General features: G+C 59.7%; 1 protein-coding gene. It reads left to right on the top strand.

Annotated features, from left to right (window positions below; genetic code table 11):
• A partial coding sequence (locus P0D96_RS48255; protein WP_408321424.1) for a citrate/2-methylcitrate synthase occupies positions 1–683 on the top strand: 683 nt, incomplete at both ends.

Below are 683 nucleotides of genomic sequence, written 5' to 3'. Positions count from 1 at the left end.
ATGGCGTACAAGTACAGCATCGGCCAGCCGTTTGCGTACCCGAAGAACGACCTGTCGTACAGCGCGAACTTCATGCACATGATGTTCTCGAACCCGTGCGAAGAGTACAAGGTCAACGACGTGCTGGTGCGCGCGCTCGACCGTATCCTGATCCTGCATGCGGACCACGAGCAGAATGCGTCGACCTCGACCGTGCGTCTCGCCGGTTCGTCGGGCGCGAATCCGTTCGCGTGTATCGCAGCGGGTATCGCGTGTCTGTGGGGCCCGGCGCACGGCGGTGCGAACGAAGCCGCACTGAACATGCTGGAAGAAATCGGCTCGGTCGACAACATTCCTGAGTTCATCAAGCAGGTGAAGGACAAGAACTCGGGCGTGAAGCTGATGGGCTTCGGTCACCGCGTCTACAAGAACTACGATCCGCGTGCGAAGCTGATGCGCGAAACCTGCCACGAAGTGCTGGAAGAGCTGGGCCTGCACGACGACCCGCTGTTCAAGCTGGCCATGGCACTGGAAAAGATCGCACTGGAAGACGAATACTTCGTGTCGCGCAAACTGTACCCGAACGTCGACTTCTACTCGGGCATCGTGCAGCGCGCGCTGGGCATCCCGACCTCGATGTTCACGTGTATCTTCGCGATGGCACGTACGGTCGGCTGGATCGCGCAGTGGAACGAAATGATCGC

Source organism: Paraburkholderia sp. RL17-347-BIC-D, assembly GCF_046027915.1.
Taxonomy (GTDB): domain Bacteria; phylum Pseudomonadota; class Gammaproteobacteria; order Burkholderiales; family Burkholderiaceae; genus Paraburkholderia.
This window is presented reverse-complemented; position numbering and strand designations above follow the sequence as displayed.